30 protein-coding genes and 2 pseudogenes are annotated in these 24785 nt (G+C 65.7%); 5 read left to right on the forward strand and 27 right to left on the reverse strand.

The features are described from left to right. Positions 1-42 precede the first annotated feature (42 nt). The 15 genes and pseudogenes from ACE3QW_RS11960 to ACE3QW_RS12030 all read right to left on the reverse strand — a co-directional run bounded on the left by ACE3QW_RS11960 (position 43) and on the right by ACE3QW_RS12030 (position 9855). Positions 43-1248 carry a DegT/DnrJ/EryC1/StrS family aminotransferase gene (locus ACE3QW_RS11960; protein WP_374251665.1) on the reverse strand — a complete coding sequence of 402 codons (1206 nt, stop codon included), beginning with the start codon at positions 1246-1248 and terminating at the stop codon, positions 43-45. Next, entirely contained in the window at positions 1248-1511 is a 264-nt protein-coding gene (locus ACE3QW_RS11965; protein WP_024281043.1) for a hypothetical protein, read from the reverse strand. The genes ACE3QW_RS11960 and ACE3QW_RS11965 overlap by 1 nt, the downstream gene beginning before the upstream one ends. An 88-nt stretch (positions 1512-1599) precedes the next feature. Continuing rightward, a complete protein-coding gene (locus ACE3QW_RS11970) occupies positions 1600-1929 on the reverse strand; it encodes a hypothetical protein (protein ID WP_374251666.1) in 330 nt (109 codons plus the stop codon). Between the two features lie 157 nt (positions 1930-2086). After that, positions 2087-2326 carry a nitrogen fixation protein NifZ gene (locus ACE3QW_RS11975; RefSeq protein ID WP_024281045.1) on the reverse strand — a complete coding sequence of 80 codons (240 nt, stop codon included), beginning with the start codon at positions 2324-2326 and terminating at the stop codon, positions 2087-2089. A gap of 8 nt (positions 2327-2334) precedes the next feature. Further along, positions 2335-2652 (reverse strand): nitrogen fixation protein NifZ, encoded by a 318-nt coding sequence (locus tag ACE3QW_RS11980; protein WP_029555916.1) that lies wholly within the window; start codon positions 2650-2652, stop codon positions 2335-2337. After that, positions 2649-3431, reverse strand: coding sequence for a 4Fe4S-binding leucine-rich repeat protein (locus ACE3QW_RS11985; RefSeq protein ID WP_374251667.1), 783 nt, complete (start codon positions 3429-3431; stop codon positions 2649-2651). Before ACE3QW_RS11985 ends, ACE3QW_RS11980 begins: the two co-directional genes overlap by 4 nt. Next, complete coding sequence (locus ACE3QW_RS11990) at positions 3421-3963, reverse strand: hypothetical protein (protein ID WP_374251668.1); 543 nt, start codon at positions 3961-3963, stop codon at positions 3421-3423. Before ACE3QW_RS11990 ends, ACE3QW_RS11985 begins: the two co-directional genes overlap by 11 nt. 101 nt (positions 3964-4064) lie before the next feature. Next, positions 4065-4379 carry an iron-sulfur cluster assembly accessory protein gene (locus ACE3QW_RS11995; protein ID WP_024281049.1) on the reverse strand — a complete coding sequence of 105 codons (315 nt, stop codon included), beginning with the start codon at positions 4377-4379 and terminating at the stop codon, positions 4065-4067. 11 nt (positions 4380-4390) lie between these two features. Continuing rightward, positions 4391-4615, reverse strand: a complete 225-nt coding sequence (locus ACE3QW_RS12000) for a 4Fe-4S binding protein (protein ID WP_011995790.1) — start codon at positions 4613-4615, stop codon at positions 4391-4393. 24 nt (positions 4616-4639) lie between these two features. Next, positions 4640-6214 carry a nitrogenase cofactor biosynthesis protein NifB gene (gene nifB / locus ACE3QW_RS12005; RefSeq protein WP_029555919.1) on the reverse strand — a complete coding sequence of 525 codons (1575 nt, stop codon included), beginning with the start codon at positions 6212-6214 and terminating at the stop codon, positions 4640-4642. Positions 6215-6571: 357 nt separating this feature from the next. Then, entirely contained in the window at positions 6572-7438 is an 867-nt protein-coding gene (locus ACE3QW_RS12010; protein WP_374251669.1) for an SIR2 family protein, read from the reverse strand. 6 nt (positions 7439-7444) lie between these two features. Next, a complete protein-coding gene (nifT, locus tag ACE3QW_RS12015) occupies positions 7445-7660 on the reverse strand; it encodes a putative nitrogen fixation protein NifT (RefSeq protein WP_024281053.1) in 216 nt (71 codons plus the stop codon). 152 nt (positions 7661-7812) lie between these two features. Next, positions 7813-9012: a cysteine desulfurase NifS gene (gene nifS / locus ACE3QW_RS12020; protein WP_029555921.1), complete on the reverse strand. Its 1200-nt coding sequence runs from the start codon at positions 9010-9012 to the stop codon at positions 7813-7815. Between the two features lie 196 nt (positions 9013-9208). Then, positions 9209-9472 (reverse strand): annotated as a pseudogene (locus tag ACE3QW_RS12025) (NifU family protein); the annotation flags it as partial. A gap of 62 nt (positions 9473-9534) precedes the next feature. After that, positions 9535-9855, reverse strand: a complete 321-nt coding sequence (locus ACE3QW_RS12030) for an iron-sulfur cluster assembly accessory protein (RefSeq protein WP_024281056.1) — start codon at positions 9853-9855, stop codon at positions 9535-9537. A 502-nt stretch (positions 9856-10357) separates the two neighbouring features. Between ACE3QW_RS12030 and ACE3QW_RS12035 the strand changes: the two genes are divergently transcribed. Beyond that, positions 10358-10945: a hypothetical protein gene (locus tag ACE3QW_RS12035; protein ID WP_029555923.1), complete on the forward strand. Its 588-nt coding sequence runs from the start codon at positions 10358-10360 to the stop codon at positions 10943-10945. A 126-nt stretch (positions 10946-11071) separates the two neighbouring features. On the opposite strand, the gene ACE3QW_RS12040 is transcribed toward ACE3QW_RS12035, so the two are convergent. Both ACE3QW_RS12040 and ACE3QW_RS12045 read right to left on the reverse strand, forming a co-directional pair. After that, a complete protein-coding gene (locus ACE3QW_RS12040) occupies positions 11072-11554 on the reverse strand; it encodes a Rieske (2Fe-2S) protein (protein WP_374251670.1) in 483 nt (160 codons plus the stop codon). 11 nt (positions 11555-11565) lie between these two features. Beyond that, the gene (locus ACE3QW_RS12045; protein ID WP_374251671.1) at positions 11566-13194 is read right to left on the reverse strand and encodes a flavin monoamine oxidase family protein; all 1629 of its coding nucleotides are present in this window, start codon (positions 13192-13194) and stop codon (positions 11566-11568) included. 383 nt (positions 13195-13577) lie between these two features. Between ACE3QW_RS12045 and ACE3QW_RS12050 the strand changes: the two genes are divergently transcribed. The 4 genes from ACE3QW_RS12050 (at position 13578) to ACE3QW_RS12065 (ending at position 15641) form a co-directional block, all read left to right on the forward strand. Then, positions 13578-14039, forward strand: coding sequence for a hypothetical protein (locus ACE3QW_RS12050; RefSeq protein ID WP_024281060.1), 462 nt, complete (start codon positions 13578-13580; stop codon positions 14037-14039). Between the two features lie 103 nt (positions 14040-14142). Continuing rightward, on the forward strand, positions 14143-15003 hold the full coding sequence (gene sseA, locus ACE3QW_RS12055) for a 3-mercaptopyruvate sulfurtransferase (protein ID WP_374251672.1): 861 nt from the start codon (positions 14143-14145) through the stop codon (positions 15001-15003). 13 nt (positions 15004-15016) lie between these two features. After that, positions 15017-15271, forward strand: coding sequence for a hypothetical protein (locus ACE3QW_RS12060; RefSeq protein WP_029555927.1), 255 nt, complete (start codon positions 15017-15019; stop codon positions 15269-15271). A gap of 52 nt (positions 15272-15323) precedes the next feature. Beyond that, positions 15324-15641 carry a hypothetical protein gene (locus ACE3QW_RS12065; protein WP_024281063.1) on the forward strand — a complete coding sequence of 106 codons (318 nt, stop codon included), beginning with the start codon at positions 15324-15326 and terminating at the stop codon, positions 15639-15641. Between the two features lie 95 nt (positions 15642-15736). On the opposite strand, the gene ACE3QW_RS12070 is transcribed toward ACE3QW_RS12065, so the two are convergent. The 10 genes and pseudogenes from ACE3QW_RS12070 to nifH form a co-directional block, all read right to left on the reverse strand. Further along, positions 15737-16387, reverse strand: coding sequence for a nitrogen fixation protein NifQ (locus tag ACE3QW_RS12070; protein ID WP_029555928.1), 651 nt, complete (start codon positions 16385-16387; stop codon positions 15737-15739). Between the two features lie 60 nt (positions 16388-16447). Then, positions 16448-16744 carry a ferredoxin III, nif-specific gene (gene fdxB, locus ACE3QW_RS12075; protein WP_029555929.1) on the reverse strand — a complete coding sequence of 99 codons (297 nt, stop codon included), beginning with the start codon at positions 16742-16744 and terminating at the stop codon, positions 16448-16450. A 24-nt stretch (positions 16745-16768) separates the two neighbouring features. Then, on the reverse strand, positions 16769-16969 hold the full coding sequence (locus ACE3QW_RS12080; protein ID WP_029555930.1) for a CCE_0567 family metalloprotein: 201 nt from the start codon (positions 16967-16969) through the stop codon (positions 16769-16771). A gap of 19 nt (positions 16970-16988) precedes the next feature. Next, a complete protein-coding gene (locus ACE3QW_RS12085; protein WP_029555931.1) occupies positions 16989-17459 on the reverse strand; it encodes a NifX-associated nitrogen fixation protein in 471 nt (156 codons plus the stop codon). A 9-nt stretch (positions 17460-17468) separates the two neighbouring features. Further along, positions 17469-17864 (reverse strand): nitrogen fixation protein NifX, encoded by a 396-nt coding sequence (gene nifX, locus ACE3QW_RS12090; protein WP_024281068.1) that lies wholly within the window; start codon positions 17862-17864, stop codon positions 17469-17471. Positions 17865-17904: 40 nt separating this feature from the next. Continuing rightward, positions 17905-19344 (reverse strand): nitrogenase iron-molybdenum cofactor biosynthesis protein NifN, encoded by a 1440-nt coding sequence (gene nifN, locus ACE3QW_RS12095; RefSeq protein WP_374251673.1) that lies wholly within the window; start codon positions 19342-19344, stop codon positions 17905-17907. 9 nt (positions 19345-19353) lie between these two features. Then, a complete protein-coding gene (gene nifE / locus ACE3QW_RS12100; protein WP_374251674.1) occupies positions 19354-21249 on the reverse strand; it encodes a nitrogenase iron-molybdenum cofactor biosynthesis protein NifE in 1896 nt (631 codons plus the stop codon). Positions 21250-21396: 147 nt separating this feature from the next. Beyond that, complete coding sequence (nifK, locus tag ACE3QW_RS12105; RefSeq protein WP_029555934.1) at positions 21397-22956, reverse strand: nitrogenase molybdenum-iron protein subunit beta; 1560 nt, start codon at positions 22954-22956, stop codon at positions 21397-21399. A gap of 98 nt (positions 22957-23054) precedes the next feature. Then, a complete protein-coding gene (gene nifD, locus ACE3QW_RS12110; protein WP_029555935.1) occupies positions 23055-24560 on the reverse strand; it encodes a nitrogenase molybdenum-iron protein alpha chain in 1506 nt (501 codons plus the stop codon). An 85-nt stretch (positions 24561-24645) separates the two neighbouring features. Then, positions 24646-24785 (reverse strand): annotated as a pseudogene (gene nifH / locus ACE3QW_RS12115) (nitrogenase reductase); the annotation flags it as partial.

The following is a 24785-nucleotide window of genomic DNA, read 5'->3' on the forward strand; positions in this document are numbered from 1 at the left end:
TGTCGTTTCGTCTTAGTGTTTGGGGTGCGATCTTGTTGCGCTTCAGTAGATGGCGGCGCCCGCCCCTACATTGACCGAGGCATCCTTCATCGTTGCCACGATGAACTCGATCTCCTCCTCGCTCAGGTGGGTGTGGAACGGCAGCGCCACCGCGCGGTCGGCCACCTTCTCCGTCACGAGGAAGTCGCCCCGGCGATAGCCGAGGTCGAAATAGTGCCGCTGCACATGCAGCGGCGTGCTGTAGCCGGCGGATTCAACCTTCTCCACCTTGAGATCCTCGACGATGGAATCGCGGCTCGACTTGGAGAAACGGGTGCCGAGATGGACCACGTAGAGGAACCAGTTCACCTCGGTCACGTCCGGCCCGATGAAGGGGTCCTTGATGCCCTCGAAGGACTGGACGTACTTCTGGTAGAGGTGCTCCACCGTGCGCCGCTGCTCGAGGATCTCCTCGAGCCGGCGCAGCTGGGTCAGGCCCAGCGCGGCGGTGATGTCGCTCATGGCGCCCTGGTAGGGCGCGCTCATGCTGACGACGACGGAGGACCGCTCCTCCAGCTTGTGGGAGCGGAAGCGCCGCAGCGCCACGGCGACGTCGATGTCGTCCGTCACCACCATGCCGCCCTCGCCGCACACGATGGGGAAGGGCTGTGAGAAATCGAACACGGCGGTGTCGCCGAACGTCCCCACCAGCGCGCCCTTGTAGCGCGAGCCGATGGCCTCGGTGGAATCCTCGATGAGCGCCAGCTTGTGCTTGCGGGCCAGCTCCTGGAAGTCCGTCCACGGCGCGGGATGGCCGTTGGTGTTGCCGGCGACGATGGCCTTGGTCTTGTCGGTGATCTTCGCCTCGGCCTTGGCCGGCACGAGGGTCCCCGCCCAATAGTCGATGTCGGCGAACACCGGGCGCGCGCCGGACAGGCTGATGGCGTGCACCGTCTCGCGGAAGGAATAGGGCGAGGCGATCACCTCGTCCCCCGGGCCGATGCCGTAGGCCTTCAGGGTGTAGAGCAGGCCCAGCGTACCGCTCGGCACCGCGACGGCATATTTGCGGCCGAGATAGGCCGCGAACTCCGCCTCGAACTGCTCCGCGAGCGGCCCGCTGGACAGGCGCGGCGCCTGCATGGCCTCGGTCACCGCCTGCAGCTCGATGACGGTGATGTCCGGATCCGACAGGAGGATGCTGGTGGCCTCGCCCCCCTCGCACTCGCTCTCGCCGAGGTCGAAATCGTCCAGGAAATCGGCGTCGCTCATCACGCGCTCCGCCGTGCGAGGATCACGCCTGTGGCGGCGCCGGGATCGGAGGTGATGTGGGCGCAGTGGTCCGCGGTGTCGAGCAGATGCACGTCGTATCTGGGATAGGTGCGGAACGGCGCCTCGGTGACGTCGGAGGCGTCGCACTGGGTCCAGGAGAGCGCCGGAAAGCGCTTGCGCAGTTCGGCGAAGACCGGGCCCGCCGGCTCCTCGGCGGTGAGCACCTTCTCGATCTCGGTGAGGTCGCTGTCGCTCAGGGCCATAACCTTACTCTCCCGTGCCGGAATGAGACACGACCGGCGGCTTTGTCGCGGTCCGTCCCATGCCATGCAGGATCATTGCCAGTTTGGATCACTGCCAAAATCGACGCTCGGAGTCGTCGTTCAGAAGCTCCAGCAATTCCTTCAGCCGCTCGTGAATACTGTCGAGCTCCCAGAGGCGCTTGCCGTGGTTCTTGCGGAACAGCTGCCAGGAGGCCTGCTCCGGATCGAAGATCATCAGCGCGATGTCCACCACCCCGCCCTCGGGATCGATGTTGCGCGAACAGCACGCGCTCTCGATACGGTAGCCGCCCTCCGTGGCGACGACGCGGGGCGTGACATAGCGATAGCGCTTGCGCGCCCTTATGGCGCGCTCGATGCGCTTCCTGTCGAGATCGTTCGGATGAGCGGGCAGCCTCATCGTCCTATCTCTCGCGGCTGTGTGGCGCGCGCGGCCGGCGCCGCGCATCTGGAGCATTTTCGAGCGAAGTGGAGTCCGGTTCGCGCGGATAAAATGCGTATTGTCAAAAGCTTGGAGCATTTTCGGCGGACCGGTGTTCGCCGAAAATGCTCCAGGGTCAGAGCGGCTGGATCTCTTCCTCGAGGCAGCCCACCACCAGGCGCTCGTTGAATTCGATGAGGTAGATGGGCGTGTTCGTGTCCGTGTGCTGGCCTACCTGCACGATCTCGCCGACGGTGCCGACACCCACCAGCAGCCCCTCGTCCGGCATGTCGGGATAGGACCCGTCATTGTAGAGGTCGATGAGGGTCTTGACCTTCATGCCCCAATCATACTTGGGCAGGCGCGGTTCGAGCATCATGGCAATCAAACTCCGGGGGCGGGGGGCAGCGGGATGTCCTGTTCTTCGCGCGGAACGGCGCTTTCCAGTTCCTTGCGCTTCATGCCGACGCGGTTGCCGCTCTCGGTGAACTCGACGCCGTAGATGTAGAACTGCTGGAGGAAGGTGCCGATGGAGACGACGTAGCCGATCTCGCCCTTCTTCGCGAGAATCTCGCCGATCTCCTTGCCGGCATAGGTTCCATCGTTGCGGATCACCCGCTTCGCCTTCACCTTCTCGCCGAAATTGAAATAGGGCGGCTCGGAAATCTCCACCACATCGCTGTCGCGGACGATGTTGCTCATAGCGGCATCTCCCTCAAGAGCTGCCCGCCCGCCTCGATGCGGGAGCGGGCGACCTCGCGCACGAACTCGTCGTCATCTTCCAGGAACCGGGCGAGCTGGGACGGCGCCACCCGGCCGGCGACCTCGTGGCGCACCCGCCAGTCCGCGTCGGACGCGAGGGCCGGAAGAAGGTCCGGGGCGAGGCGCTGCGCCACCTCCAGGCGAACCGCCGCGCTGCGGTCACCGGCCATGCACATCAGCCATTCGGACGGCAGCCGCTGGGCCACCACCTTACGCACTTCCGGCTCGGGATCATCCACGAGGCGCGACAGCAGCGGCGGCGCGATGCGGCGGGCCACCACCAGGCGCACATAGTAATCGTCGTCCGCCAGCATGGGCGCGAGTTCCGCATCCTCCAGCAGCGAGACGATGCGGATGCGCACCTCGCGATGGGGATCGTTGCGCAGCGGCAGGATGAGCCGCTTGGGCAGCCGGCGCGCCGCATTCCAGCGCACCGTCTCCTCGGGATCATTGAGGAGCGGCTTCAGGAAAAAAACGTCGGCGTGCTTCGCTGCGATGGCGCGGACCTCGAAATGTTCGTGGCCCACGTAGGAATTGGCGAGCTTCGGATTCCAGTTGAAGAAGCGGTCGATGCGCCGGGCATAGCGGTCGTTCACGCAGGCGCGCCTCAGCTGGCACTTGCCCGCCGGCAGAAGGTCCGCCGCGTGGACACAGCTCCGGCAATCGATGTCTTCGCCGAGCCAGGTCTTGGCATCCTCGATGTCGTCGTCAGTCTTCATCGTCCTGCCCCGCTCTGTTCAGCACGTCGAGCAAGAGCTTCGCGCCGATCTTGTCGGACGGATCGAGCTCGAGCAGCTTCATCACCGCGGCGCGCCCCTCGTCGAGATTGCCGAGGCGCATGTTGAGGTAGGCGTAGCCCTTCAGCGTGAACAGGAAGAAGCGCGGCATCAGGCGGTCGTATCGGGAAAACTCCGCATCTTCCGCCCGCACGTCCCGCCAGTTGGCCGGGAGATTGGTCTCCCGCTGCGCCTTGGCGAGGCATTCCCGCGCCACCCCCAGGCACTCCCGCAGGCGGCCCTTGTAGAAGTAGAAGCGATAGAGGCCGATGAGCACCGCCGCATGGCCCGGGGCGATGGCCTCGGCCTTGCGCAGATGCGCTTCCGCCACTTCGTCCTGCTGGTAGGAGAGGCCGGCTTCCCACAGATGGAACTGTGCGTCCTCCGGCAATCCTCCGCCCATCACCGCGCTCGCAAGGAGCGCTTCGGGGGTCAGGACGTCGGGCTCGCCAAAGGCCTGTGCGGAACCCTCCATCCCCTGTCCCCGTCCTGTCCTTGAGCCGGTGCCGGTCGAACCCCGGCCCGGTGAAGTCCGGGGCGGCGCCAGGCCGCCCCGGAAGAGGGTTCTCCCCGCCGTCAGTGGGCGTGGGATGAGCAGGTAGTCGCCTTGGGATCGTTGAAGACGAGCCCGGTCTTGGCGGCCGTGTCGGTGAAGTCGATGGTCACGCCATCGAGCAGCAGGCGGCTTTCCGCCGGCAGGAACAGCTTCACCCCGTCCTTCTCCACCACCACATCGCCGGGCTGCGGTTCGGGCAGCACAGAGATGTCGGCGTTGAGACCAGAGCATCCGCCGGGCGTCACATGCATGCGGAAGCCGGCGGTGGGGCCGCCGTCCGCCATGATCATCATGCGCATGAAGCGGGCGGCGGAGCGGGTCATGGTGAAGTTCATCGCGCAGCTCCTCAGGCGGTGGGCTGGTAGCGGGGATATGCGTTGTCAATCACGCAGGTATCGTCCACCGGACAGACCGCCGCGCACTGCGGCACGTCGAAGTGGCCGATGCACTCGGTGCACTTCTTCGGATCGATCACGAACGTCCCGTTCTTCTCCGAAATGGCCACGTTGGGGCATTCCGGCTCACAGGCCGAGCAGCTCGTGCACTGCGACGCGACGATTTTGAGGGTCATGGCGATGCTCCTTGTCTTCGCCGGTCAGGCCGCGTTGATGAGCGCGCCCTGCCGGATCTCGGCGTCGCCGCGCGCGGTGTGGACGATTTCGCCGGTCTTCACCTTGTTCAGGTATTCCTTGAACCAGGTGATCGCCGACTTCTCGATGAACTCGTGGGCGAAGGTGTCGACGGGCTCGATGCCGGCCTTGATGAGGTCCGCCTTCGGGCAGCCGCCGATCTTCGCCACGAACACCGCGTGGCAGTCGTTGATGGCGCGGATGATGGTCTCGAGGCTGTCCTCCTCGCCGTAGCCGCCCTGGCAATACAGGTCGACGCGGCGATGGCCGACGAACTTGGCGCCCGCCGTGGAGAGTTCCCATACCTGGAACTCCTTGGCGTGGCCGAAGTGCTCGTTGATGAGGCCCGAGCCCTTGGTGGCAACCGCGGTGAGCAGCTTGATGTCGCTCTGCTCGCCGGCGAGAGCCTCCAGCTCCTCCTGCTTCGCCGCCACCTTGGCGACGCGCTCTTCCTCGACGAGGGCCTGGTAGGCCTTGCGGCTGTCGAGGTCGTAATTGACCTCCATGGCCATGATCTTGTCGGTGGTGAACTCGGCGGAGCGGTCCTCGCCGAGGAGGCCCACGGCGTCGGCGCGGCACTGGCGGCAGTGACGCATCATGTTCATCTCGCCCTCGCACTCGTCCTGGAGCGCCTTGAGCTCCTGGGCGGTCGGGCCGCGCTGGCCGTTGAGGCCGAACACGGTGCCGTGCTCGGGGGAGGAGATGAGCGGCATGATGTTGTGCAGGAACGCGCCACGCGACTTCACAGCGCGGTTCACTTCCACGAGGTGCTTGTCGTTGATGCCCGGGATCATCACCGAGTTCACCTTGCACAGGATGCCGCGCTCGGTGAGCATCTCGAGGCCGAGCATCTGCCGGTCGGTGAGGAGCTTGGCCGCCTCATAGCCGGTGTAGCGCTTGTGCTTCCAGAACACCCAGGGATAGATCTTCGCGCCGACCTCGGGGTCCACCATGTTGATGGTGATCGTCACGTGGTCCACGTTGAAGCCGGCGATGGTGTCCACGTGGTCCGGCAGGGCAAGGCCGTTGGTGGACAGGCAGAGCTTGATGTCCGGGGCGGTCCGGTTGATCAGCTCGAAGGTCTTGAAGGTCTTCTCGGGGTTGGCGAGCGGGTCGCCGGGGCCGGCGATGCCGAGCACGGTCATCTGCGGGATGGTGGAGGCCACCGCCAGCACCTTCTTCGCGGCCTGCTCGGGCGTCAGCTTCTCGGAGACCACGCCGGGGCGGCTCTCGTTGGCGCAGTCATACTTGCGATTGCAGTAGTTGCACTGGATGTTGCACGCCGGGGCAACGGCAACATGCATACGCGCATAGTGGTGGTGGGCTTCTTCACTGTAGCAGGGATGGTTCTTCACCTTCTCCCAGATCTCGGTGGGCAGGTCGCCCTGGCCGGCCGACGAGCCGCAGCTCGCCTTGCCCGAACCTCCCGAGGTGCCGCAGCCCTGGTGCTCGGCCTTGGCCTGCATGACCTCGGCCAGCTTCTCGTCCATTCCGACGGCGTTCATGCCAACCGCGTTTTCTTGCTGTGTCGACGCGTGCATCTATCTGCTCCTCGCTTGCAGCAGGATCCCGATAAATCCTTGGCTGAGAGAGGAGCAACAGCCGTGCCAGCCCGACAGGGGACAGATACCTGATAAATATCAATCACCTGGAGGCGAGGCATCTGGCTGTCGGCTTGTGAACATCGAGCCGCGACACGACTGACATGTTGGAAAAGTTACATGCTCGGCGTCGATTTGCGGCCTGTCCCGGCGCGCATTTGATCGAGGTCAATGCGAGCCCGAGAATCCCCTTCCCTCGCCTGCTTCCGGGCGAAGGCCGCAACCCCAAAAGCAAGGGGAGCATGTCCGGTGCCGGACATGCTCCCTCTCATTGGTCACGCCGGGACGCAGCCCGCATCAGGCCGACATGATGACGTCGAGCGCCTTCGGCAGCGACATGGCGATGGGCGTGATGGCGTGGGTGAGCAGGAAGCGCAGCTCGTTCTTGGTGAGCGTCGCCTCGTCCACGATGGCGAAGTGCGGCGCGCGCGAACGCTTGGAGATCTGCCGGGCGTAGGTGCGCAGCATCTGGTCGTGGAAGCGACAGCCCAGGAACAGGAAGCTGCGCTCGGTGCGGCGGTTCTTCACCACGTCCGGGATGGGCGTCTGGATGTCGATCTCGGTGAGGACTTCCACATAGTCCGCGTCGGAGATCAGCCAGTTCTTCGCCGGCGCGGCGCTGCCGTGGGGCTTGTAGAGCACTGTCTTCCAGCCTTCGACCGTCGCGCGGTCGCTCTCGGTGCCGGCGGGATCATAGAAGCGATACCAGCGGTCCTCGCCGATGCCGGCGCGGGTGATGCCCTGCGCCTCGCCCCAGTCGGCACGGCCGGCGAGGGCTGCGCGCATGGCGCCGTCGTACCAGGTGTCCACGATCAGCGCGAGGGGCAGGCCCGCGAGGAAGGTATGGAACGGCAGCGGCGGCACCTCAGGCCCGAACGCCTCCGCCATCAAGGCGGAGACGGTGTTGCGGTGCTTCATGCTCTCGATGTGCTGGGCCGCGGCCCAGCAATTGCCCTTGGCGCGCTTGGGCAGCGCCACCTTGGTGCCGAAGAAGACCGACAGGTCTTCCGGCGTCACCGGAATGGCGGGGGCTCCGAGGGCGAGGAGGCCGGGCCCGAGGTAGGGCACGACCTTGTCGGCGCGCAACTCCGCCGCCACGTCCTTCAGGACGGCTTCGGCGTCGGCGAGCTTCAGCGTCTCGATATTGGCGACGGAAATGTTCATCTCAGCTCACTCCTCCTCGCCACGCTTCTTCGCGTTGACGGTGATGGGCAGGGTGGTTCCCTCGGCCATCTCAGGCAGGTCGAGCACCCAGCCGTTGGCGATCTTGATCCAACCACCCCACAGGGACTCGTGCTCGAACTCGACGATCGGCTCCTCCAGGTCCTTTTTGGGGACGTAGATGGACAGGCCGATTTCCGGGGAACGGCGAATCATGACTTTCATTTATTGGCTCCTTGATCGGGCTTTACTCGCCGCTGTGACCCGGCAGGACCGAAGCCCGAACGGGGACGCTGGTGATGCGCGCCGGGCGCGGGGCACCGCACGGAGCACGAAGGGGTGTGGCGCCGCGCGCCGGACGTTCGGCATGGCCGACATCAGACATGATCGGCGACGGCAGATGCATCGCCCGTGGCCGCCGCCCAGGCCGGCGACATGGCGCGCAGGCGGGCGACGATGTCGGGCAGAACCTCCAGCACCCGGTCCACATCATCGCTCGTGTTCTCGCGCGACAGGGACAGGCGGAGCGCGCCATGCAGCGCGCTCGCGGGCAGGTTCATGGCGCGCAGCACATGGGAGGGCTCGGTGGAGCCGGAGGTGCAGGCCGAGCCGGTGGAGGCCGCGACGCCGGCCTTGTTGAGATTGTGCAGCACCGCCTCGCCGTCGAGATATTCGAAGGCCACGTTGGCGGTGTTGGGCAGGCGGTTGTCGCCGTCGCCGTTGAGGAGGGTGTGGCTGACCTGCTGCAGGATGCCCTGCTCCAGCCGGTCGCGCAGCGCCTTCACGCGGGTGCGCTCCTCCTCCATGTGGGCAAGGGCCAGCTCGGCCGCCGCGCCGAGGCCGATGATGCCGGGCACGTTCTCGGTGCCGCCGCGCCGCCCACGCTCCTGATGGCCGCCACGCACCAGCGGGCGGAACTTCACGCCCTTGCGCACATAGAGCGCACCGATGCCCTTGGGGCCGTGCAGCTTGTGACCGGAGAGCGAGAGCATGTCGATCTCGGTGGACTTGAGATCGATGGCGACCTTGCCTACCGCCTGCACCGCATCGGTGTGGAACAGGGCGCCCGCCGCATGGGCCTGGCGCGCGAGATCCGCCACCGGAAACAGCGTGCCGGTCTCGTTGTTGGCCCACATGACGGAGACCAGCGCCGTCTTCGGCGACAGCGCGGCGGCGAAGGCGTCGAGGTCGAGCCGCCCCTGCCGGTCCACCCCGATGAGGTGGACCTTGATGCCGCGCGTCTTCTCCAGATGGGCGACGAGGGTGAGCACGGCGGGATGCTCCACCGTGGTGGTGACGATCTCGTCCCGCCCCTCCTGGGTCTCCAGCGCGGAGAGGATGGCGGCGTTGTCGGATTCCGTGCCGCCCGAGGTGTAGATGATCTCGTGGTCGAACTGGGCACCGAGGAGGGCCTGCAACTGCTTGCGGGCCTTTTTCAGCGCCTCGCCCACATGCTCGCCGAAGGCGTGGGTGGACGAGGCGTTGCCGAAATGCTCCGAGAAGAACGGCAGCATCGCCGCGACGACGGCAGGGTCGGTGCGCGTCGTCGCGTTGTTGTCGAGATAGACCGGGCGCACGGCGCTCACCCCTCGGGTCGGCTGCGGCGTCTTGCTGTGTGGCAGGCCGTCAGCGGATGGGAGACGGCGCCGCCGGCGCCGGAACGGCCGGGGCAGCCGCGGCGGGGGTCGCAACGGGCTTGGGAGCGGCGGGCTTGGGCGCAGCGGAAAGCGCCGGGCCGGGGCCCTTCAGGCTCACCAGCGGCTTGTTCTGCGCACCGGCAACGGGGATCAGCCGGATCAGCTCGCCGAGGCGCTCGACGATCTTGGACTGGATGCCCTCGATGGTCTCGCTCGCCAGTTTGCAGAAGACGCAGGCGCCGGTCATCTTCACCATGACCTTGGTGCCGTCGATCTCCACCAGCTCACAGTCGCCGCCGTCGCGGACGAGGTTGGGACGGATTTCCTCGATCACCTCGCGGATGATCGCCTCGCGGCGGGCTTCACGGCTGAGCGCGGGCGCTTCGGTCTCGGCCAACATCGCAATATCCTCTCTGTGTTCTCTGTTCTGCCGCCCGTTAGAGGACGGCGCGCGGATGGCGGTCAGCCGAAGGATTTGCCGCAGGAGCAGCTGGAGGTGGCGTTCGGATTCTCGAAGGTGAAGCCGGAGCCTTCCAGGGCCACCACGAAGTCGATGGTGGTGCCGGCGAGCAGCTCGTGGCTCTTGTTGTCGACGAAGACGCGCACGCCCTCGCGCTCCACCACGGTATCGTCGGGCTCGGCGTCGCTGACGAGGCCCATCTTGTATTGATAGCCGGCGCAGCCGCCGGTCTCGACCATGATGCGCAGGCCGCTGACGGGCTGGTCGGCATCATGGATCGCGTCGCGGACCGCATGAAGTGCGCTGTCGGTCAAATTGATCATTGCTCGACCTTCGCTTGAAAGACTGGTCTGCCGGCACAGCAGCAAGCCCCGTGCCAGACGGCAACGGGCTGATTTCTTTCGATTTTCAGGATCGAAGCTGTTGCCTTTGCGACGCGTGTCCGGTTTCGGACAAGGGCGCGACCCCCTCCCGCCGGCCCCGCGCGGCGCGCCGGATGGACGAAGCGCACCCCGCCGCAATGCCGGGCGAGCCCCGCATTTCCGTGCCCGTGCGGACTTCCCGCGCCTTGCCGGAAGCCCTCGGCGTGTGCCCGCACGGGGCCGATTGTCGCTGGCGGCGGCTTTCACCTCGCCCGTCAGGCGAAGCGGCAAAGGGCTTGCATGAAGCGCAGCGCCTGCCCCTGCGCGGGTGGCCCGCCGAACGGCATTCGGTGGAGGGCTGCACTCTCTCCCGGGCGATCCTGTCCGGGACGAGCGCGGCTCGCGCCCGTGTTGAACCCAAGACCCGTCTGAACAGTCGTGTGCTGAACCGGAGACCTTTTTGATGACCGCGATCGAGAACACCCCCCTGGGCCGGCTGGATAAAGAGGGGCGACTCCTGAATGCCGTGCTCAAGCAGCCCACCAAGCCCGGCCGCTTCGATTTCCGCGGCGACATTGCGCTGAAGTTCCAGCAGCAGGTCGCGGACGAGAAGCGCCCGCCGGAATACACCATGGAGCAGGTGCTGACCTTCGCCGAAGAGGGCAAGTCCACCATCCCGGTGCTCGCCGGCTACCTGCAGAATTTCGCCTTCCTCTCCGACGTGGTCGACGTGCTCGGCGACGCGCTGGCGCCCGACGGCAAGTATTTCCTGTTCTGCAACAACATCGACCTGCTGGCGAAATATCGCGTCACCCACAACGGCAAGACCTTCTACGTCCTGCCCTGCGACGAGAGCACCGTCTGGAAGGAGATGACCGATCTCCTCTCCATCGACAAGAACGACATCAAGAAGATGGACACCGGCGGCAAGACCGACGTGGTGCTCGATGCCGCCGCGGCGTGGCACGAGGATTACGAGATCATCACCTACGAGAAGGGCGTCTCCATCATGGAGCCGGTGAAGAACCGCAACGAGAACCGCCCGGTCTGATCCAGGGGCCTGCGCCCGTGCCGCCCGGCAGCACCGGGTGGCACGCCGGGCCGTCTTCGGCAGCGCGTCGCGACACAAAAATGGCCGGGCAAGCCCGGCCATTTTCAGTCCCATAGGGAGCGCCTCTCAGACGCCGCCGCCCTCGTCAGAGCAGGAGGTGATCTCCTCCTCGTCGTCGTCTACCTCCTCGGCCAGCGTCACGCCGGTCACGCAGATGTCGTTGTCGAGCACGGTGAGGGCCACCGGAATGAGGCTCTTGCCCTTGCACGGGCCTTCGAGGCACACGCCGGTGCCCAGCTCGAACAGGGCGCCGTGCTTGCCGCACATCAGGCGGATGCCGTTGGGATCGAGGAACTGGTTGCGTTCCCAGTCCAGCTGCACCTGGTCGTGCGGGCAGCGGTTGATGTAGCCGAACACCTGCCGGCCCCACCGCACCACCACGATCCTGAACGGCTGCTCGGTGCCGTCCTCCACCACCTGCATCAGCTCGAAGCCCCGCGCCCGCTGGCTGGGGATGTCGCTCATGGAGCAGATGACGTAGGCGACGGCGGCCGCCTCGTCCGGGAGGGCATCCTGGGGGGCCTCGTTGTCGATGACGGTCGGTTCCATCTTATCCTCGTTCACGATGCACGCGTCAGGACCGGGCCGCTGCCGGCGCCGGGGGTCAGGGGAGCGCCGGCCTCGGCCTTGGCCAGCAGGCGCCGGTTGGCGGCGAGGCAGAAGTCCCGCCAGGCCGCGGCGACGTCGCGCAGGATGGTCTGCACATAGTCGCGCGAGAGGTGATGCTCTCCGGGGAAGTTGGAAAGCGCACAGGAGGTGCGGTTGAACGCGACAACATCGTCGAGCAGCGTCTGGATGAAGTCGCGGAACGGCAGCTGCACGTCGCTCATCAGCGCGGAACGGCCCTTCTCCACCGGCACGTCGCTCATGTCGAAGGGCAGGGTCTCGATGAGGTCGGCCGCGCGCTCATAGATGTCCTCGATGGCGCCCAGCATCGCCCTCTGGGTCAGCTGCTCGCGATCCTGGCTGGCGAGCGCCCGGTTGAGGCGGATGCGATAGGCCTCGAACGCCGCATCGTTCTGACCGCCGACCCAGTTGGCGAAGCGGGCGAGGCTGGCGGCATTCAGCGGCAGACCCTCGGGAACGGCGGCCCCCGCCTCTTCCGCCCGCTCGCGCGACAGGGCTCGGTCGATGCGCCGCGCCGCCTCCAGCGCGCCTTCGAGGTAGCCGGCCCCCTGCGTCGCCGTCTCGGAGCTGCCGAGATGCAGCCGCCCGTCCCACAGCGGCCGCCGCAGCAGGGGATTGGAAAAGGCCACGTGCTCGCCCCGCGGCTCCGCCTTGTCGCGGGCCGAACAGGTGAAGGCCTCCCCGGCCCAGTCCTGATAGAGCTGCTCGCCGCCTTCCGCCGCCGAGCCGAACACCTGCACCATCTGGCTGTCCATCAGCATGGGCAGGCCATCGGCGAAGGCTTCGCGCAGATCGGGAGGAAAGCTCAGGAAGCCGCCGAGGGCCGCCTTGGCGCCGGTGACGTCGCAGGCATCGAAGATCTCGCCGACCACGGCCTGCTCGTGGGTGACGAAGGCGTTGCCCGACTGGCCGGCGACCCGCCAGAAGGCGGAGGGATAGGCCATCACCACCTTGGCCTGCTGCGCCATCCAGGTGGGCGCGGCGCCCATGGCATCGAAGGTCGCGCCGTCGAGTTCCGGAATGAAGCGCACCGTCTCCGCGACGAGGCGCGGCGGCAGCGCCACCACCACATGGCGTGCCTCGACGATGAAGAACGCATCGTCTACCCGGAAGGTCAGGACCACATGGTCGCCCTTGTCCTCCACGCTGTGGAGCACGTGGTTGAGGCGCAGGCGCTCCTCGCCGATGCTTTCGGCGAGAACCGACACCAGACGCGCCATACCGCCAGCGACCCGCCGCGCGCCACCATGCACCTCCTGTGCGAACCCCTGGGGGTTCTTGTCCGCCTCGGTGAGGTGCAGCACCGTGCCTTCGTCATGCTGGGGGAAGGACGCCAGGCCGAGTTCCGCGACGAAGGCGGCAATGAGCGGCTGGGTGTCGGGCCAGAACCAGGTGGGACCGAGATCGAAGGCCGCGCCGTTGCTGGAGGCGACGGCCGAGAGGATGCGCCCGCCGAGCCGGGGACGCGCCTCGAACAGGGTGAAGCTGCGGTCCTGTTTCTTGAACTGCCGCGCCAGCGCGAGGCCGCAGAGCCCTCCGCCGATGATCGCCGTATCCAGCATGGAACAGTCCTCGCAAATCTTGCTGATTGGAGCCCTTGCAAGATTCGCGCACAGTCCCGGAAAATATGGCCTTCCGGGCATTTCCCACGCACTGTGACGGCAGACACGGTCGGCTTTGGGCCTCGCCCTGTGGGATCGCCCACCTCGGCTGCGTCGCATTTCCCGCGTGGTGCGACGGATTTCCGACACGGCGCCCGCCTTTACCTCCGATCGATGGGGCGTCTTCCGGTCCGTCCACGGCCGCGAACCCGCATCGACGCAAGACTTCCGGCGTTTTCACAAGACGAGCGGAAGTCATGGCGCCGACCCGCCCGGCGGCTGGCACGAAACTTGATCCCCTCAACGGACAGTTCGTTTGACCGATAGTGCCCCGGAGATTGGAAATGCTCGTCGCGTCCGAATTCGCCTCGTCCTCCCTTGACGATATAAAGGCTGCCCTCGCGGGCGGAACCCTGACCTTCTATTCCGTCGCCCGCCCGGTGAATGCCGACCATCCGGTGGACCGCAGCGGAAAGCTCGCGGCGTTCACCTTCGCCACCCCGGCCTTCACCACGCCCTCCGAAGACGGCTCGGAAGTGCCGAGCTTCGTCGATGCGGCCGTGAAGGCGGGCGAAGTGGGCACCCCCGGTTTCGCTCGCGCCGTGACCGCCGACGGCAAGACCGTCGCGGACTTCTCGGTCGGCCCCGGCGCCCGCGAAATCAAGCTCGCCGAAGTGTCCTGCTCGCCCGGCGCGCCGGTGAAGGTGGTGAAGTTCACCTTCAATCCCGAAGGCGGCTGGCCCGAGCGCCCCGACTATTACGACGCCCATCCGCGTCCCGGCTACAGCCTGCCCAAGGTGCGCTGAGCCCCACCCGATGCCGTCCCGGGGCCCCCGCCCCGGGACGTGACTGCCCCCGGAAGCGACGTCACCTGCAGACCATCCCACAGCCACAGGAGAGCCTTGCGTCATGTCCACCGTTCTTCCCGGACCGCTGGTGAGCACCCAATGGCTGGCGGACCATCTGTCGGCCCCGGACGTGAAGATTCTGGACTGCACCTGGCTGCATGAAAGCTCCAACATGGACGGCCGCACCCAGTATCGCGGGCGCCATCTGCCGGGCTCGGTGCATTTCGACATCGATGCGGTGGCCGACAAGACCAGCCCCCTCCCCCACATGCTGCCGCCGGCGGCGGAGTTCGCCAAGAAGGTGGGCCTGCTGGGCATCGGCGACGGCGACAAGGTGATCGTCTACGACCGCATGTGCGGCGGCGCGGCCGCGGCGCGTGTGTGGTGGATGTTCCGCACCTTCGGCTATCACGACGTCGCCATGCTCGATGGCGGCTACGGCAAATGGGTGAAGGAGAAGCTCCCCTCCGACATGTCGCCGGTGCGGCCCGAGCCCAAGACCTTCACCGCAAGTCTCAATCCGGCCCTCGTGCGCGCGCTGGACCAGATGCTGGCCAACGTCGCCTCCGGCGCCGAACAGGTGATCGATGCGCGCGGCCCCGCGAAATTCGCCGGCAGCCAGGACGACGTCTTCCCGGCGAAGAAGAAGGGCCACATCCCCGGCGCCATCAACCTGCCCTGGGGCGACCTCATCATCGAGGAGAGCGGGGAACTGGTCCAGCCCGACGCCATCAAGGCCCGCCTCGCCGCCGCTGGTGTCGATCTGGCAAAGCCCATCGTCGTCACCTGCGCCTCCGGCACCATCGCCTGCGTGGTCATGCTCGCCCTCTACCTCATCGGCAAGACGGACGTCGCGCTCTACGACGGCTCCTGGGCCGAATGGGGACTGAAGGACGAGACGCCCATCGCGGCGGCGGCCTGAAAGGAAACCCGCCATGGCGACCGACGACCTCACCCTCCTCGGCGACGGCGACGAATTCACGCTGCACGGCGCCGGCGACCAGACCCATTTCGTCCTGCGCTTCAAGCCGGACGGCATGGTTGCGGACATTTCCGGAGAGGACGCGGAACGGTTCCGCGGCGACTATGAAACGGTCCGGTCGCAGTATCCGGGCTGGAGTTCGGACCAGGTCCTGGCCCAGCTCTGGGATCAGGGCGGCTACAGCTGGCTCGCATCGCCGGAAGGCTGAGGCGCACGCCGCGCGCAGATGAAACACCGGTGAAAGCCAACGGGAGAACAACATGGCGACCACGCTCATCAAGACCACTTCCGACGGCCGAAAGCTCGAGGTCTCCGGCCTCGCGATCCTGTTCGACGGCCAGCTCGAAGCCTTCGACCTCACCGAGGTGAAGATGCACCCCAACCGCCGCAAGATCTGGGAGGTGCATCCGGAAGCCACCCACATCGCCGGCCGGGTGACGCTCACCAAGGAAGAGGCGGAAGCGGTCGAAGCCGCCTTCAAGAAGGCCGAGGCGGAGATCCTCGCCAGCCCCGCCGCCATCAACGAGCGCTTCCGCATTGCCATGATGTGGCGGGCCCGCAGCGAAGGCATCGAGTGAAGGGCTGACCCACCGGCGTTGCACGCGGACCAGGTAAAAACCAAAGAGCCCCGGCATGCCGGGGCTCTTGTCGTTTCGATGCCTGTGAGAGCCGCCTATTCCGCGGCCTCCGGCAACGCGAGCGGATCGTTGCCGTTGGCGGCCGCGCGGGCATTGCGCGCGAGGCGGGATTCCCCATCCTCGGCGCCGAAGCAGATGTGGAATTCATCGCAATCCGAGCACACTGGCGCCGCGCACAGGGTGAAACCCTCCGAGCCGCAGACCATGCGGTAGAGGAACTTCTTCCACTTCATGTCCTGGCTGTTCTTGCGGGCGAGCGGGGCGAAGCGGCGGGTCATCAGTTCCCGCAGCTCGGCACGACTCCTGAGCCCCAGATCCTGCCATAGATGGTGGGGGGACTGGCAGCGCCGGGAAATCATCGCAATGAAATGGGTCTGCAGCCGGCCGGCATCGGAAGAATAGATGCCGAGGATGTCGCGCACCGACTGTTCTTCGGGCGTCACCTCGATCGCCCGAGGATCGACCTGCGCGGCCAGCATCGGGGCGGACGCCGGAAACAGAATGGCGGCGAGGTCGAGGAAGGCCGCGCGGTCGAGGCCGACCGCCTCGAGCCGGTCCCGGCCCTCCTCCTCCGCCTCGGCAAAGGCGAGGCCGATGATGGAGGCCGCCACGTGAACGTCGAACGCGTCCGCGGCCGAGGAGGACGATGACGCGATCAACCAGTCATAGACCTCTTCGGCGCGCATGGCGGCACTCCTTGAGCGACACGCGCGGGCCGAAAAAGCCCGCGCTCGGGCGCTGCCGCCTCAGGCGGCGGCCTTCTCCAGGCCGTGGATCTGGCAATTGGCCGGGCAGACGCGCGCGCATGCACCGCAACCGATGCAGGCGCCCATGTCGTTCATCACCATCACCTTCTTCTCGACCTCATCGTCCTCGTCATCATCGAGGGCGACGATGTCGCCGTCCTCGTTGATGCCCTTGAGGGTCATGACGTCGCGGCCGCAGACCTTGTAGCAGCGGCCGCAGCCGATGCATTTGTCCTTGTCGATGTCGAGCAGGTAGTCTGGCTGCCAGGCTCGACCATCCCTGGTTTCGTTAGACATCTGAAAATCGCCTTTCAAAAAATGCTAGGCGGCCTCGAGTCCCTTCAAGTCCGCGCGCTTCTTCTCAAGCTCGGCAAAGGCATCATGCGCCTTCTTGGCCACAACCATGATCTGCTCCCAGTTGATCGGGAGTTCTTCGGACAGATCGTGGAGGTCCATCTTGGACTGTGTCGCCTTGGCGGACAGCTTCTTGATCTCGGCCTTGAGTTCGTCCACGTCGCTCATGGGTGCACCTTGGGTCTGGTCAGTATTTCGCCACTTCGGGGAACTTGTTGATCATCTCGACGCCCTGCTGGACGAACTTCGTGCCCTCTTCGGCGAGCTTGCCGAGATTGTCGAAGCCGAAGCGGTGGACGTCGCGCAGCTGCTTGTTGACGACGATCAGCCGGCCGCCGATGAGCACCATGCGGCCGAAGCCTTCGTGGCTCATCTTGAGCATGGGCGAGATCATCACCCGCGTCTCCTTCTCGATCATCAGGCAGATCGCATTGAAGAACAGCTCCAGGCGCCAGATGGTCTCCGGGTCGGGATCGCCGATGAGGGGGAGCGCGCGGCGTGCCTCCTTGTCGACAATGTAGGGCTCGATCAGATCGAGATCGGCCTTGCCTTCCCACGCGCCGTGGGTGTCCTGGGCGCGCCAGACCTTGATGAGTTCCTTGATGAACGGGGAGTCAGCGGCCTCTGTCGGCTCGATGACTTGCGCTGCTTCGGCCATGACTATCCCTCACTCGTCGAAATCGAACGTGCGCTCCTGGCCCTTCGACATGACCTTGCGCAGCCACGGGGGCGGATTGCCCTGAAGGACCACCTCCAGCTTGCCGATGAGATCGGAGATCTCCTCGGGCTGGTTGACCTTCATGGGATGAATGTTGTTGGCCACCACGCGGGCGGCGCCGGAGCCGCCGATGGCGGCCACGTAGAGGATGGTGCAATCCTTGATCGCATCGATCTTGGGCGCCAGCTTGTCCTCGTTTCCGTCTTCCTTCAGGTCGCCGTCGAATTCGATGGCCTCGATGAAGTGATGGCCCTCCGGGCCGACCTCGTAGATGGCAATGTTCTTCGCCCAGCCGAAATGGGCATCGACCCTTTTGAGATCCTGGGTTGCGAATGCGACTTTCATGGAAGGCTCGCCTCTCTCGCGGTCTCGGTCCTTGCGGACTTCAGTGGTGGGCGGTGCTGGGTGCGGGTCCGAGGTCGGGCGCGCCGGCAGGGGTGGCAACATGGGCCCCGCCATGGCCGTGGCCATCGCCGTCCCACGGGTTCTTCCACGTGTCGGGGGTCGCGTCGTGATTCTGCTCGTGGTCGGCGATGCACATGTTGGCCAGCGTGAACATGAGGTCGCGCGTGCCGCGATAGCCGACTGTCATCTTGTGGCCGGAGCCGATGCGATCGAACATGGGAATGCCGATGCGATAGAAGGGAATGTTCAGCCGGTCCGCCGCCTGGCGCCCATGGGAATGGGTGAGCAGCAGGTCGCAGCCCCGCTCCTTCGCCAGCGTCTCCAGGTCCTCGAGATCACCGAGCAGCACCTCATCGCAGGGCAGCTTCTCGAACACCGGCGACTGGGTGGTGGTGACGGCGGCGGTGATGTGCGTGCCCATCTCGTGCAGAGCGGAGGCGACATCGAACAGGAGGTCCGGCTCGGCGCCGATGGCGAGCTTGCGGCCGCCGAGGTGGAAGTGGGCGTCCAGCATGGCATCCACCAGCTGGCCGCGCTGCCGGCGATAGCGGCGCGGCACCTCGCGTCCCGAGATCTCGCTCAGGAACATGAAGAATTCGTCGTTCGGCCCGAGCCCGCAGAGCCGCTCGAACAGCCGATAGGGCGTGCCCGTCTTCTTCTGCATCGCCTCGGCCGCCGTCTTCATCTGCGTGCCGATGGCGACGGTCCAGGCCGCTTCGCCCATGGCGGCGACCTCGTCCACGCCGATGCCGCCGATGGTGGTGGGCGTGAAGTCGTCCGGGATGTGTCCATCCAGCGAGCCGGCGAGGTCCGGAAGGAAGGACGGCTCAAGGCCGAAATCCTCGAGGATGCAGCGCAGTTCGTCGAGATCGCCGGGCTGCAGGTGGCAGCCGGGCAGCACGTTGACGCGCTTCGGGTTCTTCGGCGCGTCCGGCGCGGGCTTCTTCACCAGCACCTCGACGATCTTGGCGACCGTCTTCTCCCATCCGTCCTGGAAGGCGTCCTTGAAGTCGGGGGTCGAGACATAGACCAGCGGGAAGTCGGCGAGCTGCGGATACTTCTCGCGCACCAGCTTGATGTAGCCGTCCACGTCGTCGCCCTTGGTCTCGGTGACGCCGGTGGAGCAGATGCCGATGATCTCGGGCTTGGTGCGATTGTAGATGTTGAGAATGGCCTGCTCGACATTCTCATAGCCGCCGAGCACGGTGGCCACCTCGCTCATGGCTGTGGTCTGGAGCGGGATCGCCTCCTTGAAGTGCCGCACGAACAGCACGAGGCCGAACGAGGTGCAGCCCTGCGAGCCGTGCAGCAGCGGCATGGCGCCCCTCAGCCCCATGAAGGCGAGCGCGCCGCCGATGGGCTGGCTCATCTTCAGCGGATTGACCGCGCAGCTCTTCTTCGCCTGGACGAACTTGGCCATCGCGCCCTCCTATTCGGCGGCCACGAGAGCGGCCGGCGTGCCGAGCGGGGCGACGAGTTCGTCCAGCATGTCCTCGATGCGCTCACCGCACTTGCCGCAGCCGGAGCCTGCCTCGGTGCGGGCGGTGACCTCGGCAAAGTTCGCGGCGCCGGCGGCAACCGCATCCTCGATGGTGCCGACGGTGACGCTCTTGCAGTTGCAGACCTTCTTGGCCCGGCGCGCGGCCTCGGCCAGCACCGGATCAGCCGGCGTGGGCTCCGCGACGCCAAGCGCCTCGAAGATGTCCTCGATGCGGCCCGAGCACGCGCCGCATCCGCCGGAGGCATTGGTGTGGGTCTTCACGCCCTCGACCGTGGTGAGGCTGTGCGCCTTGATGGCGTCCTCGATGGTGCCGAGGTCCACGCTCTTGCAGTTGCAGATCTTCTTGCCGCGACGGGCCTTCTCGGCGGCGACCGGATCGGCGGCGAGCGCGGCGGCCTCGGCCTCCATCTCGGCGATGGCGCGGTTCTGCCAGTTGTTGGCCGGGTTGTCCCACGGGGCGGGCTTGCGCACCTGCTCCCAGATGGGATTGTAGAGCGCCTTGTCGATCTCCTCCACGAGCTTCACCATGCCGATGTAGCCCATATAGGCGTGGTGGCGCTCCTGGTTGATGTCGAGCCACGGCATGGCGGCCTTGAGCGCGATGAACTGCGAGCGGCCGCCCGAGAGCATGATGTCCGCCTTCGCGTCCTTCAGCATCTTGTACATTTCGCGGGGCGTCATGTCGTCGATCATGTGGGCGTCCTGCCCCATGAGCTCCTTGATGCGCTCCTTGTCCTCCTTGGTGGACTTCTTGACCGAGGTGCCGACCAGTTCGAGGCCGGCCTCCTGCAGCGCCGCCACCACCGACCAGGACTTCACGCCGCCGGTGATGAGGAGAACTTTCTTGTCCTTGAAGCGATCCTTGAACTTGGCGATCGCCGCCCAGGCCTTCGCCTCCTCGCGCTCGATGAGCGCCTCGGTGCGGTCCATCAGCTCGGGATCGGCGCCGCGCTCGATGAGCATGCGGGCGATCTCGCGCAGCGAATCCGAGGAATCCTGGATGCCGTAGAAGGAGCCCTCGAAGAAGGGGATGTCGTAGCGCTCCTCCATCTTGCGGGCCACGTTGATCATGGCCTTGGAGCACACCATCATCGCCGCCTTGGCGCGGTGGGAGGAGGCCACATCCTTGTAGCGGCCGTCGCCGGAGATGCAGGCGAGGATGCGGATGCCCAGCTCGTCGAGCAGCGGCTTCACCTGCCACAGCTCGCCGGAGAGATTGTATTCGCCGATGATGTTGATGTCGTAGGGCGTGGTGTATTCCGGCTCCTCGGTGCCGATGACGTGCTCGAGGATGGCCTCGCCAGCCAGCTTGTTGCCGAGATTCTTCGGGCCCACGAAGCCGGGGGAATTGATCGGGATGACCGGCGTGCCGAACTTCTCCTTCGCCGCCTTGCAGACCGCGTCGATGTCGTCGCCGATCATGGCGGGCACGCAGGTCTGGTAGACGAAGACGGCGGGCGGGTCGTACTTCTCGATGATTTCCTTGATGGACTTGAACAGGCGCTTCTCGCCGCCGAACACCACGTCCGTCTCGTTGATGTCGGTGGTGAAGCCGGTGCGCCAGATCTGCGAGCCGGAGGAGCGCGCGCCGCGGTTGTCCCAGCTGTTGCCTTCGCAGGCAATGGGGCCATGCACCAGGTGCGCGACATCGGTCAGCGGCTGAAGGGCGATCTTGGCGCCGTCGAAAGCGCAGCCGCCGGCGGCGCCGCCGGGCTGGAGCTGCTTGGTGCACCCCTTCTTCTTTTCCGCTTCCGATTTGTTCTGGTTCTTCGCGCAGCCGGGCTCGTTGAACACTTGCTGGATCGTGGCGGAAACCGAGCTCATGGATCTCTCCTTCGGCGGACGGGCTGTGCAAAGATCGCGGGCGCGAACATCACATGGGGGCGGACATGAAATGGGGCGGACTTCACTCTCCCTGTCGGGCCGGCCCGGGCGGGGCCCCGGGCCGGATCGATCATTTCACCTATGCGATCAACGGATGATGTCGAACGAATAGTCGGTCTTCGCCGGCACGATCGTGTTCTGATCGATGGTGTCGAAGATCTTGTCGAGGATGGTGATCAGGACGTTCATGCCGCCCTGATAGCCCCACACCGGACGGCGGTGGTGGTGGTGGCGGTCGAACACCGGGAAGCCGATGCGGATCAGCGGAGTGCCCGTGTCGCGCTCGAGATACTTGCCGTAGGTGTTGCCGATCAGGAAGTCCACCGGCTCCGTGAAGAGCAGGGAGCGCATGTGCCAGAGGTCGCGGCCGGGATAGACGTTGCAGTTCTGGCCGAACGGCGAGCTATCGAACAGCTTCTGGACCTTGTCTGCCCACTTCTGGTTGCCGTTGGTGGCAAGGACGTGGGTGGGCTCGGCGCCGAGTTCCAGCAGGAAGCCGGCGAGACCCAGGCACAGGTCGGGATCGCCGTAGATGGCGAACTTCTTGCCGTGGATGTGGGCGTTCGAGTCGGCGATGGCGTCGACGAGGCGGCCGCGCTCCTTGGCGAGCTCCTCCGGGATTTCCTTGCCAGAGATCCGCGAGATCGCCATCAGGAACTCGTCAGTGCCCTTCACGCCCACGGGGTGGTTGAAGGCGACGACTTCCTGGCCGTGGTTGCCGATGAACGGCAGGGTCTTCTCGGTGCAGTATTCCTGCATGGAGATGGTGGCCTTGGCGTGGACGGCGTTGGCCGCCTCCTCCAGGGTGGTGCCGCCGTCATACATGCGGAACTCGCCGTCGGTCGGCGTGTCGAACACTTCGGAGTTGTCGCCGAGGATGGTGTAGTCGACGCCCATCAGACCGAAGATGCGCTTGACTTCACGCAGGTTGCCGACGGTGTAGCCGTCGAAACCGCCGATGAAGTTGATCTTCTCGTTCGGCTCGCGCACCAGCTTGGGGGCGGTGCCGGCCTTGCCGTCCCAGAAGTGCTCCAGCACGCCCTTGATGGCGTTGTCGTAGCCGGTGACATGGCTGCCGACGAAGGCCGGGGTGTGGGCGAAGGGAACGTCGTACTCCTGCGGGACCGAGCCCTTTTCCTTCGCCGTCTTGATGAAGGCGTTGAGGTCGTCGCCGATCACTTCCGCCATGCAGGTGGTGGAAACCGCGATCATCTTGGGCTTGTACATGTTGTAGGTGTTGGCGAGGCCGTCAATCATGTTGTTGAGGCCGCCGAACACCGCCGCGTCTTCCGTCATGGACGACGACACGCAGGAGCTGGGCTCCTTGAAGTGACGGGACAGGTGCGAACGGTAGTAGGCGACGCAACCCTGGGAGCCGTGCACGAACGGGATCGTGTGCTCGAAGCCGACCGCCACGAACACCGCGCCGAGCGGCTGGCAGGCCTTGGCCGGGTTCACCGTCAGGGCCTCGCGGGCGAAGTTCTTTTCCTTGTACTCGGGAGTCTTGGCCCACTCGCGAATGCGCTCGACTTCGGCGGGATCGCGGGGGTTCTCGAACATCTTCTTCTTGTTGGCCAGCATCTGCTGGTACTCGGGACCGCGGAACAGCTCGAAGTGATCGAGCACGTTGTCTGCATTCTGTGGCATCTCGAACCCCTAATATGTGGGTCAAATATGGGAGCCCGTCCCGGGTGCCCCTCCCCGCGAAGGGAGGGGCTTCTGGTTCAGGCGCTCGAAAATCCGCCTCACTCGGCGGCGAGCAGCCCCGCCTGGCCGGGAGCCTGCTTCCACGGGGCCTTGGTCATCTTCCAGACGGGGGAATTGATGGCCATGTCCATGTCGCGGGCGAAGATGGCGAAGCCATCGTAGCCGTGGTACGGGCCGGAATAGTCCCAGGAGTGCATCTGGCGGAACGGCACGCCCATCTTCTGGAAGACGTACTTTTCCTTGATACCCGAGCCGACCAGGTCCGGCTGGACCTTCTCGACGAACTTCTCGAACTCGTAGCCGGTCACGTCGTCATAGATGAGCGTGCCATCCTTGACGTAGTGCTGGGCGGTGCGCTGATAGTCGTCGTTGTGGGCGAACTCGTAACCCGTGCCCACCACTTCCATGCCGAGGTCCTCGTAGGCCCCGATCACGTGACGGGGACGCAGGCCGCCCACGTACAGCATGACGGTCTTGCCTTCGAGCCGCGGACGATACTTGGCGATCACCGCGTCCATGAGGGGCGCGTACTTGGCGATGACGCGCTCGGCGCCTTCCTTGATCTTGTCGTCGAAGTAAGCGGCGATCTTGCGCAGCGACTCCGCGATCTTGGACGGACCGAAGAAGTTGTACTCGCACCACGGGATCCCGAACTTCTCTTCCATGTGGCGGGAGATGTAGTTCATGGAGCGGTAGCAGTGCAGGACGTTCAGCTTCGCCCGGGGAGTGTTCTCGAGCTCGGCGAGGGAGCCGTCGCCCGACCACTGGGCGATCACGCGCAGGCCCATTTCCTCGAGGAGGATACGGGACGACCAGGCATCGCCGCCGATGTTGTAGTCGCCGATGATCGCGACGTCATAGGGCGACGGCTCGAACGGGGGCGCCTTGTTCGGGTCCAGCTTGTCGAACACCCAGTCCCGCACCGCGTCGTTGGCGATGTGGTGGCCGAGGGACTGCGACACGCCGCGGAAGCCTTCGCAGCGCACCGGAACGATGGTCTTGCCGTCGTATTCCTTGGACTTGGACTTGGACACGGCCTCGATGTCGTCGCCGATGAGGCCGATCGGGCACTCGGACTGGACGGTGATGCCGTTGTTGAGCGGGAACAGCTCCTGGATTTCGTCCATGATCTTGGCGAGTTTCTTGTCGCCGCCGAAGACGATGTCCTTCTCCTGGAAGTCGGACGTGAACTGCATCGTCACGAAGGTGTCGATGCCGGTCGTGCCGATGTAGTAGTTGCGGCGGGCGGCCCAGCTGTACTGGCCGCAGCCCACCGGGCCGTGGGAGATGTGGATCATGTCCTTGATGGGACCCCACACCACGCCCTTGGAGCCGGCGTAGGCACAGCCACGGATCGTCATCACGCCCGGGATGGACTTGATGTTCGACTTCACGCCGCAGTCGGACTTGCCGGACTCATGGACATTGAGGTGCTTCGCGCGGCGCTTCGCGGTCTTCTCGGGATAAACCTTGAGGACTTCCGCGATGAGTTCCTTGTTCCGCGCCTTGATTTCAGCAACGTTTTGCGGTTGGGCCAAGCTCATTTCGCAATCTCGCTCTCGTTGGGTTGCCGTTTGGCAGGCCGGCCCCGCAATTGAGGCCGGCCCCAGGTCACTCGACGCGATGGCTTCAGCCGACGGCGAGTTCGGCGGCGGTCTTGCCGATCTGGCTCTCGTCCACGGCCTTCATGATGCCGTGCTCCATGAGCAGGTCTTCCAGCTCGTCCATGGTGATCGGGGTCGGGATGATGCCGTTGCCCGAGTTGCCAT

It is taken from the genome of Xanthobacter sp. (assembly GCF_041911315.1).
In the GTDB taxonomy this organism is placed as follows: domain Bacteria; phylum Pseudomonadota; class Alphaproteobacteria; order Rhizobiales; family Xanthobacteraceae; genus Xanthobacter; species Xanthobacter aminoxidans.

Coding starts and splice junctions, on each gene's coding strand:
- ACE3QW_RS12070 (WP_029555928.1), bottom strand. CDS start 16,387: ATGCGCGCCGAAGAGGTCTATGACTGGTTGATCGCGTCATCGTCCTCC.
- ACE3QW_RS11965 (WP_024281043.1), bottom strand. CDS start 1,511: ATGGCCCTGAGCGACAGCGACCTCACCGAGATCGAGAAGGTGCTCACC.
- ACE3QW_RS12080 (WP_029555930.1), bottom strand. CDS start 16,969: ATGAGCGACGTGGACGAACTCAAGGCCGAGATCAAGAAGCTGTCCGCC.
- fdxB (WP_029555929.1), bottom strand. CDS start 16,744: ATGTCTAACGAAACCAGGGATGGTCGAGCCTGGCAGCCAGACTACCTG.
- ACE3QW_RS12060 (WP_029555927.1), top strand. CDS start 15,017: ATGGCGACCGACGACCTCACCCTCCTCGGCGACGGCGACGAATTCACG.
- ACE3QW_RS12065 (WP_024281063.1), top strand. CDS start 15,324: ATGGCGACCACGCTCATCAAGACCACTTCCGACGGCCGAAAGCTCGAG.
- ACE3QW_RS11960 (WP_374251665.1), bottom strand. CDS start 1,248: ATGAGCGACGCCGATTTCCTGGACGATTTCGACCTCGGCGAGAGCGAG.
- nifT (WP_024281053.1), bottom strand. CDS start 7,660: ATGAAAGTCATGATTCGCCGTTCCCCGGAAATCGGCCTGTCCATCTAC.
- ACE3QW_RS12010 (WP_374251669.1), bottom strand. CDS start 7,438: ATGAACATTTCCGTCGCCAATATCGAGACGCTGAAGCTCGCCGACGCC.
- ACE3QW_RS11995 (WP_024281049.1), bottom strand. CDS start 4,379: ATGAACTTCACCATGACCCGCTCCGCCGCCCGCTTCATGCGCATGATG.
- ACE3QW_RS11970 (WP_374251666.1), bottom strand. CDS start 1,929: ATGAGGCTGCCCGCTCATCCGAACGATCTCGACAGGAAGCGCATCGAG.
- nifK (WP_029555934.1), bottom strand. CDS start 22,956: ATGCCACAGAATGCAGACAACGTGCTCGATCACTTCGAGCTGTTCCGC.
- ACE3QW_RS12030 (WP_024281056.1), bottom strand. CDS start 9,855: ATGATCAATTTGACCGACAGCGCACTTCATGCGGTCCGCGACGCGATC.
- sseA (WP_374251672.1), top strand. CDS start 14,143: ATGTCCACCGTTCTTCCCGGACCGCTGGTGAGCACCCAATGGCTGGCG.
- ACE3QW_RS12045 (WP_374251671.1), bottom strand. CDS start 13,194: ATGCTGGATACGGCGATCATCGGCGGAGGGCTCTGCGGCCTCGCGCTG.
- nifE (WP_374251674.1), bottom strand. CDS start 21,249: ATGAGCTCGGTTTCCGCCACGATCCAGCAAGTGTTCAACGAGCCCGGC.
- ACE3QW_RS11985 (WP_374251667.1), bottom strand. CDS start 3,431: ATGAAGACTGACGACGACATCGAGGATGCCAAGACCTGGCTCGGCGAA.
- nifB (WP_029555919.1), bottom strand. CDS start 6,214: ATGCACGCGTCGACACAGCAAGAAAACGCGGTTGGCATGAACGCCGTC.
- ACE3QW_RS12085 (WP_029555931.1), bottom strand. CDS start 17,459: ATGGCCGAAGCAGCGCAAGTCATCGAGCCGACAGAGGCCGCTGACTCC.
- ACE3QW_RS12050 (WP_024281060.1), top strand. CDS start 13,578: ATGCTCGTCGCGTCCGAATTCGCCTCGTCCTCCCTTGACGATATAAAG.
- ACE3QW_RS11980 (WP_029555916.1), bottom strand. CDS start 2,652: ATGAGCAACATCGTCCGCGACAGCGATGTGGTGGAGATTTCCGAGCCG.
- ACE3QW_RS12000 (WP_011995790.1), bottom strand. CDS start 4,615: ATGACCCTCAAAATCGTCGCGTCGCAGTGCACGAGCTGCTCGGCCTGT.
- ACE3QW_RS11990 (WP_374251668.1), bottom strand. CDS start 3,963: ATGGAGGGTTCCGCACAGGCCTTTGGCGAGCCCGACGTCCTGACCCCC.
- ACE3QW_RS11975 (WP_024281045.1), bottom strand. CDS start 2,326: ATGCTCGAACCGCGCCTGCCCAAGTATGATTGGGGCATGAAGGTCAAG.
- nifX (WP_024281068.1), bottom strand. CDS start 17,864: ATGAAAGTCGCATTCGCAACCCAGGATCTCAAAAGGGTCGATGCCCAT.
- nifD (WP_029555935.1), bottom strand. CDS start 24,560: ATGAGCTTGGCCCAACCGCAAAACGTTGCTGAAATCAAGGCGCGGAAC.
- nifN (WP_374251673.1), bottom strand. CDS start 19,344: ATGGCCAAGTTCGTCCAGGCGAAGAAGAGCTGCGCGGTCAATCCGCTG.
- ACE3QW_RS12035 (WP_029555923.1), top strand. CDS start 10,358: ATGACCGCGATCGAGAACACCCCCCTGGGCCGGCTGGATAAAGAGGGG.
- ACE3QW_RS12040 (WP_374251670.1), bottom strand. CDS start 11,554: ATGGAACCGACCGTCATCGACAACGAGGCCCCCCAGGATGCCCTCCCG.